7 protein-coding genes and 2 pseudogenes are annotated in these 9,292 nt (G+C 55.4%); 6 read left to right on the top strand and 3 right to left on the bottom strand.

All coding sequences use genetic code 11. The annotated features are described in order from the left end of the window. Nucleotides 1–1,060 precede the first annotated feature (1,060 nt). Nucleotides 1,061–2,038, top strand: coding sequence for a hypothetical protein (locus ACZ7GB_RS19755; RefSeq protein ID WP_472160137.1), 978 nt, complete (start codon nucleotides 1,061–1,063; stop codon nucleotides 2,036–2,038). Between the two features lie 212 nt (nucleotides 2,039–2,250). Beyond that, on the top strand, nucleotides 2,251–3,357 hold the full coding sequence (locus ACZ7GB_RS19760) for an ankyrin repeat domain-containing protein (RefSeq protein ID WP_472160138.1): 1,107 nt from the start codon (nucleotides 2,251–2,253) through the stop codon (nucleotides 3,355–3,357). 203 nt (nucleotides 3,358–3,560) lie between these two features. Here ACZ7GB_RS19760 and ACZ7GB_RS19765 read toward each other — a convergent pair whose 3' ends face one another. Further along, on the bottom strand, nucleotides 3,561–4,655 hold the full coding sequence (locus tag ACZ7GB_RS19765) for a hypothetical protein (protein ID WP_472160139.1): 1,095 nt from the start codon (nucleotides 4,653–4,655) through the stop codon (nucleotides 3,561–3,563). Nucleotides 4,656–4,748: 93 nt separating this feature from the next. Here ACZ7GB_RS19765 and ACZ7GB_RS19770 point away from each other — a divergent pair. Further along, nucleotides 4,749–5,428, top strand: a pseudogene (locus ACZ7GB_RS19770) (IS3 family transposase); the annotation flags it as partial. A 19-nt stretch (nucleotides 5,429–5,447) separates the two neighbouring features. On the opposite strand, the gene ACZ7GB_RS19775 reads toward ACZ7GB_RS19770, so the two are convergent. Then, nucleotides 5,448–6,518, bottom strand: a complete 1,071-nt coding sequence (locus ACZ7GB_RS19775) for an IS3 family transposase (protein ID WP_246832771.1) — start codon at nucleotides 6,516–6,518, stop codon at nucleotides 5,448–5,450. Further along, nucleotides 6,485–6,637: pseudogene (locus ACZ7GB_RS19780) on the bottom strand (transposase); the annotation flags it as partial. The gene ACZ7GB_RS19775 and the pseudogene ACZ7GB_RS19780, both read right to left, overlap by 34 nt. 210 nt (nucleotides 6,638–6,847) lie before the next feature. Between ACZ7GB_RS19780 and tnpA the strand changes: the two are divergent. The 3 genes from tnpA (at nucleotide 6,848) to tnpC (ending at nucleotide 9,272) form a co-directional block, all read left to right on the top strand. Then, nucleotides 6,848–7,285 (top strand): IS66-like element accessory protein TnpA, encoded by a 438-nt coding sequence (gene tnpA / locus ACZ7GB_RS19785; RefSeq protein WP_472158834.1) that lies wholly within the window; start codon nucleotides 6,848–6,850, stop codon nucleotides 7,283–7,285. Next, nucleotides 7,282–7,635 carry an IS66 family insertion sequence element accessory protein TnpB gene (tnpB, locus tag ACZ7GB_RS19790; protein ID WP_472158832.1) on the top strand — a complete coding sequence of 118 codons (354 nt, stop codon included), beginning with the start codon at nucleotides 7,282–7,284 and terminating at the stop codon, nucleotides 7,633–7,635. Before tnpA ends, tnpB begins: the two co-directional genes overlap by 4 nt. 71 nt (nucleotides 7,636–7,706) lie before the next feature. Then, a complete protein-coding gene (tnpC, locus tag ACZ7GB_RS19795) occupies nucleotides 7,707–9,272 on the top strand; it encodes an IS66 family transposase (protein ID WP_472158831.1) in 1,566 nt (521 codons plus the stop codon). The last annotated feature ends 20 nt before the right edge of the window (nucleotides 9,273–9,292 follow it).

A 9,292-nucleotide genomic window follows, 5' to 3' on the forward strand; every position in this document is an offset into this window, starting at 1 on the left:
TGGTGCCCGGAGGCTGTCCGGATTTACCGTTCATCTCCCGTTACAGGCACCGACAAGCAGCTAACGCCCTTGTTTTATTGGATACGACAAGGTCGAGTTTGGATCAAGCGGGCGTATTCTGGTCTACTATTCGGTCAACTCGGCGGTGGTCCTGATAGTAGCTTTCTGTCCTGCCCCGCAGTCATCCATAACGAGTGCCCTGACGCGATGTCCTCAAGAATCTGTAAACGCAGCTAGGGGGGGCAGGCAGGGGCCAGACGGGGTGCCACAGGTCTGTGTGTATCGGCTTTGACGGAGATCGGGTCTGAGGAGTTTGGAAACCACATATGGCTGAGAGAGTAGCAGGAGGCTTATGGTCAAGATTGATGTTGAGCCGCCATCAGAGCTGCGTGACTTTTGGATATTATTATGTTATAATAGTAGCTTAGCATGCTTCATGGGTTTCCGCATTAAAAAAACGTCTCAGTAATGGACAAGCAGCTAAGGTTTGGTTGGAGTAAGGTGGATTTGATGGTTAATGAAAGTGTTTCAAGATTGGTTCACGAGAGTGATGGTGCGGTTGTCGATCTCTTTCGTTCTCGTCTTTGATACGAGAGATCAATATCAGTTAAGTCCCCTTTTTTTAATGTGTGTTGTCTTTGTGTCGTTTGACGGTGAGTATCTTACGTGTGAGAAGTATTGGTACTGTAAACAATAACAACGATTTCATGAGGTTGAGAGTGAATGAAGGGCTTTGCTTGCTGTTCTTGTTGAGCTTGACTGGGTGTGATGTTGAAGGAAAGCCTGGGCGTGAAGAAAGTGCGGTTTGGCATCGGCGTACAACCGTCGAAGAGAAGATTACTTACTTCAAACCTCGGTGTGAGGCTTATGGTTTCCGTGATGGTTCGCCGGAAATGTCGAACTGTATACAGCGTGAGACACAGGGCTCCTTGGCCGATGCGAGGGCAAGAGCTTCTAACCGAGCCATACAGAACAGTGCGTCGAACAACCCAACGGCTACAGACGACCTGTACAACGTTAGCAAACATTACCCGATGTTATTGATGGGGAGACCCTACTGGTGAAGGTGATCTTGCCGTTGCTTTCTGTACTTGCAGGGTCTGCAATCGCTCCGAGCGTATCATTCTCAGGGGATGTTGGATACTTGCACCAGCCCAGTTCAAGCGAAAAAGAGGAGTCTTTGGGCATGCGGGATCTGTTGCTAAGAGATTTCGGGCTAGCATTACCGATATCTGGAGATTTGTCCGACATCGGCTCAAGAGATAATCCGGTTGTCATTCATTCCTCCAATGAGGATGAAATCGTAAATACTATGTACCTCGTGGTGCATGCGATGAACCGACGACTTGGGCGAGCGATTTCAACAAATGAACAGTCCCCCTTGCCTCTCGGCGTTCTTTGGCGGCCCTCACAGGGCTCTTGGCTCGAATACCATACCCAAGAGAAGCTCTATAGCTACAGGTTCGAGCGCAAAGAAATCCGAGCAAAACAGATCATCACAACTACCATCCGCTATTATTTTCAGACCTTAAGCGAGAGTGGAGGTGACGTGGTACTTGCCAAACTGAACGACGCGCCAAGTGCCAACTATCTCGGCTTTATGCTACCAAAGAACATTGGCTGGTTGCATCAGGATGACGAGCAGACGGTCAACTACGCCACACAGGATGTGCGGCCGGACCTCGGCATAGGTGTTGCATATGGTGGGGTCGGCATCAAGGCGACCGTCTATATCTATCCCGTTACTGACACTACACATGCGAAACACGATGCTCTGAGTGATGAATTTGCGCATTCGGTAAATGATGTAGAGCGGTCCCTGCCAGAGCTTTCGGCATGGCCTGACCCCGTGAGTGAGCATGGCTTTCTTGAGCGTGTGTGGAGAGTGGGGGAGGATGCTAGGGAGGCGACTGCACTAGGGGTTGCCATTCGAGACGACTATTTCATCAAGTACCGAATTACTTGGGTTCGAGACGAACTGTTGGATCAATCCGCAGTAGAGTTCTTGTCTGAACTCCAGCAGATATTTTCTAACTGACCTTGGGTAATCTTGTCGAAATCGACCCTCATCATCTGCTGTGGAATTTGCCCTCTCAGTGGATGTGTTACGTCAGGGGGGGATGCGGTGCGCGACCTGTGGTATCGGGATGCGGCCCCTAATCTGCCTACTACCAGAACAGACATCTCGTGAGGTGCAACTGAACGTTTATCCAACAGCGAACGTATAAATGATTGCATCGGGTGAAAAATATGACACTGATCAAACGATTGTTGAGGCTTGAGATTCCAAAAGACGATGCAGAAATGATTTTCTATTTTTGCAAAACAAACCCGGGCGATGACGAATTAAAGAAGTTAGCTGGTTTAATATCAAAGCATGGGATTTCAAAGATTGATAACTTGCTTGATCAATGGACGCGATTAAACCCATTAATGATGGCCCTCGACTGTCGGAACGTTTCGGTCGCAAGAGCTCTTTACGAAGCTGGTTCGGATGTAACTAAGTCAATTGATCTTGGGTTTTCTGTTTTTCTCGGATCATGCAAGGATGAGAAATTTCTCGATATCATGCAGGCCTGCATACGAAACGGAAGCTCCCCTAATGAAGTGATGGGCGACTTGGATAACACGGCCATTGGGTTAGCCGTGGCATCCAGGAACGTGGATGGGGTGTCTACCCTCCTAAGTTGCGGAGCTGATCCATCTTACAAAAATATTCCTCTTATCCAGTGGGGTATGCACAACCCGTATCCGGCGGCAGAAATAGAATCTGACTGGCTTGAATATCTAAGGAAATCAAATGCAATTCTTTTAAAACTTATTGATGCCGGAGCCAACATTAATCGTGTAGGGATTGGCGGCGTAACGCCCTTACAGCAGTGCCTTAAATCAGCAGTTTCCAGGCCAAACTGGGTCGGAATGAGAATGGTAGAAATGCTTTTGGAAAAGGGCGCGGACCCTAATATAATTTCTTCGGGTCTTCAGTCAAATTCACTGGAGTGTTGTCATGAGTTTTCTTATATCACATTGCTTGCAAGTAGGGGTGCCAACATTCCGAGCATTGTAACTGGCGATATGAATGTTGCGCAGGTGCTTGAGGCTTTAAGCATTGGAGGCGTTTATAATGGGGAGTTCGATTTTCTTCTATTGGATGAGTACGATTATTTTGTAGAAAATAATGGTTTAAAGCTCGACGAATGCGGGCACATCATCTCAAGAAATTCGAATGACGGGCCTCCAATTTTTTGGACATACCTAGAAGATCTAGAGGGAAATCTTGAGAGGATTATTCGGGGTGACAAAAACTCATCCGATTCGCGAATCGCGCGATTGATTGAACGCCTCCTTGTTGATTAAGGAGATTAGCTTCGAGACGCTCGATTAATGTTTTAAATCTCAATTGTGCAGAAATTTTGTTAAAGAATTTGGACTCATGTATCGACCCAGTAAAAACTTGCATTAACCCACTGAATTTCAGCTCACGCTACAAAGGAGAATGTGGCAATGAGTATGACGATGGACGACAACATCAAACGGTGGACGGCGAAGCGTAAGACGCATCATCTTCGGTCATTCTTATCCGTGCAGACGGCGTCCGCTTGTGCTAGTTCGACATCTCTTGCCCGCCCTTGAAATAACCCTCGCAACTCGATGTATCTTTCTGACCTTACAGGATCATGCCTGTAGCGGATTGCTTGCTCTACAGTTTCGATATTAACGCCCCAATCTTCCCAGTTGTCGGGGAGATACGCCTCGGGATGGTGTGTCTTCTCTTCCACAGGCACGAACTGCTTACCCGTAACTTCTTGAAAGGCCCAAGTCATCGCTTCACGCAAGAAGGATTCTTGCCCATCCTGAACTACGAAACTGTCATGGATGATCAGAATTGGCAGCTCGTAATCCATGAAACGGGTGATGATCCTCTCAGTGATATCTGAGTCAATTCGTTGAAGCTCGATGCCCGCTCCAGAGGCAAGCTTGTGAGATATCGGGGAATGCTTTTTCTTCAGAAGATCAAGTACGAGGGACAGTTGATCATTGGTTAGGCGCTTTTCGGGAGTTCCTGCAGACGCATCCGAGCGAAACGCTAGGAATGTCTTTTCCGCATTCTCGGCGTTGATAGCCATCAGCAGTAGGCTTTTGACCAGTCCTCGGTAGTCCTTGATATGAAGCAGTTCAGGAGGTTGTTCGATGTCATAGGCATCACCTCCTGGCCATTCCATCCCCTCTTGCGCGTATAAGAGCACGATGTGGTTGTTAGAGTAGTCAATTTCGCTAGTCGGCTTGTCGTTAATGAATATGCGCTCACGGTATTCTTTGGGACAGTTCTGCCACCAACCACCATAGAAACGACCACCTTTGGTGAGCGAACTTCGATTGAACACCCGATGAGTGAAATTTGGACCTTGATTAACCGCAAACCAATTCACGCCACCATTCTTGGCGACGGGTATGCCACTTTCTTCTAATGTTGGGATGTCGATGAAGAAAGACGACATGAACTCGTTGTAACGCTTAACGACCGAACGCATTCTTTCCGTTTCTTCGTCGTCTTTATATTCGCCAGAATTTCCGTCCTCGTCACGCAGAACGATGACCTCTCGATCTGGATGATAGGTGATGTCGAATGGGTTGGCCTCAATACCTCTGAACAAATCAGTCAGCTTTTGAGTGGCCCAGATGGATTAGCCCCCTGAAAGTGATCCACCAACTGGGATAGATTTGTCCCGCAAATTGGAGGATCAGCGATGGCTGGGAAACGAGATAAGCCCGAAGAGATTGTGTCGAAGCTTCGGCAGGTTGAAGTGTTGCAGGGACAAGGCGCGACGATTGCCGAGGCAGTGCGCCAGATCGGTGTGACGCAGCAGACATTCTATCGATGGCGCAAGCTCTATGGCGGGATGGGCAGGTCTCAACTCGCACGGCTGAAAGAGCTCGAGAAGGAAAACCAGCGGCTGCGGCGGGCGGTGTCCGACCTGACACTGGATAAGCTCATTCTGACCGAGGCAGCACGGGGAAACTTCTGAGCCCTTCGCGTCGCCGCAAATGCATCGACCATGTGCGGCGGGAGCTTGGCGTATCGGAACGCCGCGCCTGCCGCACGCTCGGGCAGCACCGATCCACGCAACGCAAAGTGCCCCAGGGCCGGGCCGATGAAGAACGCCTGACCGACGACATCATCGAACTGGCCAATCAGTATGGGCGCTACGGATATCGGATGGTGACCGGCTTGCTGAACAACGCGGGTTGGCATGTGAACCACAAACGGGTTGAGCGTATCTGGCGACGCGAAGGGCTGAAAGTCCCACAGAAACAAAAGAAGAAAGGGCGGCTCTGGCTGAACGATGGCTCTTGCGTGCGTCTGCGACCGGAACGCCGCAATCACGTCTGGTCCTATGACTTCGTGCAGGACCGCACCGCTGACGGGCTGACCTGCCATGGGTCTTTCATCCAGCCACGACCGGAGCCCGGTTGGTGTTTACGCCGATCGGCGCAGGTTGAGCAATCGCCCGACGCGCGGAGTTATCATCTCGCGTAGCGGGGCGGGCGATTGCGGTGGTCAGGGCCCGCGCGTAGTCAGCCGGGGTCTGGTAGTCCAAAGCCGAATGCGGACGCTCGGTGTTGTAGTCGGCAGCCCAAGCGGCGATCACGACGCGCGCATGAGCCAGGTTACGAAACATGGTCTCGTTGAGTAGCTCGTCGCGCATCCGGCCGTTGAAACTCTCCACGAAACCGTTCTGCATCGGCTTGCCCGGGGCGATGTAGTGCCACTCGATCCGGTGCGCGGTAGCGAAGGTTAAGATTGCGTTACTGGTCAGTTCGGTGCCGTTGTCAGAGACGATCATCCCCGGCTTTCCGCGGCGCTCGATCAGGGCAGTCAGTTCACGAGCCACACGGCGCCCCGAGATCGAGGTGTCCGGGATCGCCGCGAGGCACTCCCGGGTGACATCGTCGACCACGTTGAGCACCCGGAAACGCTGACCGTTGGCGAACTGGTCGTGAACGAAATCCAACGACCATCGCGCATTGGGCCGCGCCTCGACCAGGATCGGGGCTCGCGTCCCGACAGCCTTGCGCCGTGCCTTTCGTTTGCGCACCGTCAGGCCTTCTTCGCGGTAGAGCCGGTAGATCCGGTTGATCCCCGAGGCTTCTCCCTCGCGCCGCAGCAGCACGAAGAGCCGCCGATAGCCGAACCGCCGACGCTCGTTGGCCAGCTCCCGCAACCGCCCGCGCAGCACCGTGTCCGGCGCACGCTGCGTCTGGTAGCGGACCATCTTGCGATCCGCCCCGGCAATCCGGCACGCCCGCCGTTCCGAGAGCCCGAACTGGGCCTTCAGATGCGCGACCGCCTCGCGCTTCACGGCAGGCGTCACCACTTTTTTGAAACCAGTTCTTTCATCGCCGCCAGGTCCAGCATCTGCTCGGCCAGCAGCTTCTTCAGCTTGGCGTTCTCGTCTTCGAGCGTCTTCAGCCGCTTTGCCTCCGGCACCGTCATGCCGCCGAACTTCGCCTTCCAGTTATAGAAGGTCCCTTCCGACATGCCGTGCTTGCGGCACAAGTCCGCGCACTTCGCGCCTGCCTCGTGTTCGGCCAGGATGCCGATGATCTGCTCGTCCGTGAATCTCGTTCGCTTCATTGTCCGTCCTCAAGTTGGGTCGGACTCTAATCGATGGTGGAGGAAAAATCCCGTGGCAGGTCAGGGCGGGTTTATCGGACGCTGAACATCATCGACGAATACACCAGGGAGGCGCTCATGATCGTAAGCGCTTTGCCGCCCCCCTCCTGCCGCTCTGGGATCATCTGTGGGAGTCCTGTGCCGAGATGAGGCATAGGAGAGGACGGCAAAATGGACGGCTCTTTAGGCAGCTCAGCGGATGGCTACGCGGGCAGGATCGAGATTTACGAGGGCCGGTCGGGCCGGCGAATGCGGAGCGAGGCGGAACGGGCTCGGATCGCGGCGGAAAGCATGGCGCCCGGAGCGAAGGTGGCGGATGTCGCACGGCGACATGACGTGACCCGCTGGCAGGTCTACGATTGGCGCAAGAAGTTGATGGCCGGGGCGCTGGCTCTGCCCGCTGGGGCAACTGACGAACCGATGTTCGCGGCGCTTGTCGTGGAGCCGAAGCCGGCTCGGCCTGCATCCATCCCGAAAGGGTGCGGCAGTGCGATCAAACCCGGCAGGATCGAGATGGTGGTCGACGGTGTGACCCTGCATGTGCCGCCGGATATCGACGACGCGCAATTAACCCGGATAATCCGCGCGATCCGGGCGGCATCGCAATGATCTCGCCGGCTGGTGGGCTGCGCGTCTATGTGGCCACGCGTCCGACCGATTTCCGAAAGGGCATGGATGGTCTGGCGCTGTTGGTTCAGGAGGCGATGGATCTCGATCCGTTCAGCGGCGCGGCCTTTGTATTCCGCGCCAAGCGCGCGGACCGCATCAAGGTGCTGGTCTGGGACCAGACCGGCATCGTGCTGATCCACAAGCGCCTGGAAGGTGCGAAATTCGTCTGGCCCAAGGCGCAGGAGGGTGTGATCAAGATATCGCCAGCACAGTTCTCGGCATTGTTCGAAGGGCTCGACTGGCGGCTTGTTCGCCCCGAGCGTGTGCGGCGACCAGACTTGGCGGGGTAGGAGCTGCGGCAGAATGACTCGGGGATGATTTGTCGGTGGCAGGGCGCCGCCCCGTGTGCTTGATCGCAGTCATGACCGACACCGCTCTGGCCGAAGAAAACGCACTTCTGAAAGCCCGCCTCGCCGAGACCGAGGCGGCGCTTGTCGATGCGGTCGAGTCGCAGCGACGACTGGAAAGCATCGTCAGCGAACTGCGGCGGGAGAAGTTCGGGCGGAGATCCGAGAAGCTCGATCCGGAGCAGTTCAATTTGCCGCTCGAAGATGTTGAACTGGCGCAGGGTGTGCTGGAGGCGGCGCAGGAGAAGGCGCGACGCGCCCTGAAGGGACAAGGCGCTGCCGAGAGCGGCAGGCCGAACCGAAACCGGGGTCACCTTCCAAAACATCTGCCCCGGATCGAACGGATCATCGAACCCGAAAGCACCCTCTGCCCCTGCGGTTGCGGCGAGATGGCCAGGATCGGCGAGGACGTTTCCGAGCGGCTCGACGTGGTTCCGGCCCAGCTCCGCGTGCTTGTCACCCGCCGGCCCAAATATGCCTGCCGGCGCTGCTCCGGCACGGTAGCGCAGGCCCACGCCCCGGAACATGTCGTGCCCGGCGGGTTGCCCACAGAGGCCCTGATCGCGCAGGTCATGGTGGCCAAGTTCGGCGATCATCTTCCCTTCTACAGGCAGGCCGAAATCTATACCCGGCAGGGGATCACCCTGGACCGGGCCACGCTCGGCAACTGGGTGGGACGCGCCTGTTTCCACCTGCGTCCGATCGCCGATCACCTGAAGGAGCGGCTGAAAGGTGCGGACCGGATCTTCATGGACGAAACAAGAGCACCGGTGCTCGACCCCGGGCGACGGAAGACGAAGACCGGTTACTTCTGGGCCATCGTTGCCGATGATCGGGGGCACGGTGGCGCAGACCCTCCCGTGGTGATGTTCCACTACGCGCCCGGCCGCGGTGCCGTGCATGCACTTCGATTCCTTGAGGGCTATCGCGGGCGGTTCGTGCAATGCGACGGCTATGAAGCCTATGACAAGCTCACCAAGGTCGACCGGCCTGAAGGCCCATGGACGCTCGTCCATTGCTGGACGCATGCGCGTCGGCGGTTCGTGAAGCGTCTGGAAAAAGATGGGTCGCCGATTGCCGAGGAAGCTCTGCGCCAGATCGCCGAGCTCTATGCCGTCGAAAAATCCGTGCGCGGCTTTGCTCCAGACGCCCGACTTGCTGCCCGGCGCGACCTCTCGGCACCGGTCATCGCCGCTTTCCGTCCCTGGCTCGAGGCACAGCTCTCGCGCATCCCGCGTTCATCCAAGTTGGCCGAGGACATCCGTTACACTCTGGCGCGCTGGCCCAGCCTCACGCGTTTCCTTGAAGACGGCCGTCTGGAGCTGGATACCAACCCGGTCGAGAACCAGATCAGGAAGATCGCTCTGACACGGAAAAACGCGCTCTTCGCGGGGCACGAGGTCGGAGCAGAGAACTGGGCATTGCTCGCGAGCCTGATCGCAAACTGCAAGATGTGCGACGTCGATCCGGTCAGCTACCTCTCCGACACCTTGCGCGCCTTGCTCGATGGGCATCCCAAAAGCCGCATCGACGCACTCATGCCCTGGAACTACCAGATCCCGTCAAGCATCGCCGCGTAGGGGATCGGCAAAACGCTTAC

The organism is Thioclava sp. PTB-PU3-1, from assembly GCF_055666785.1.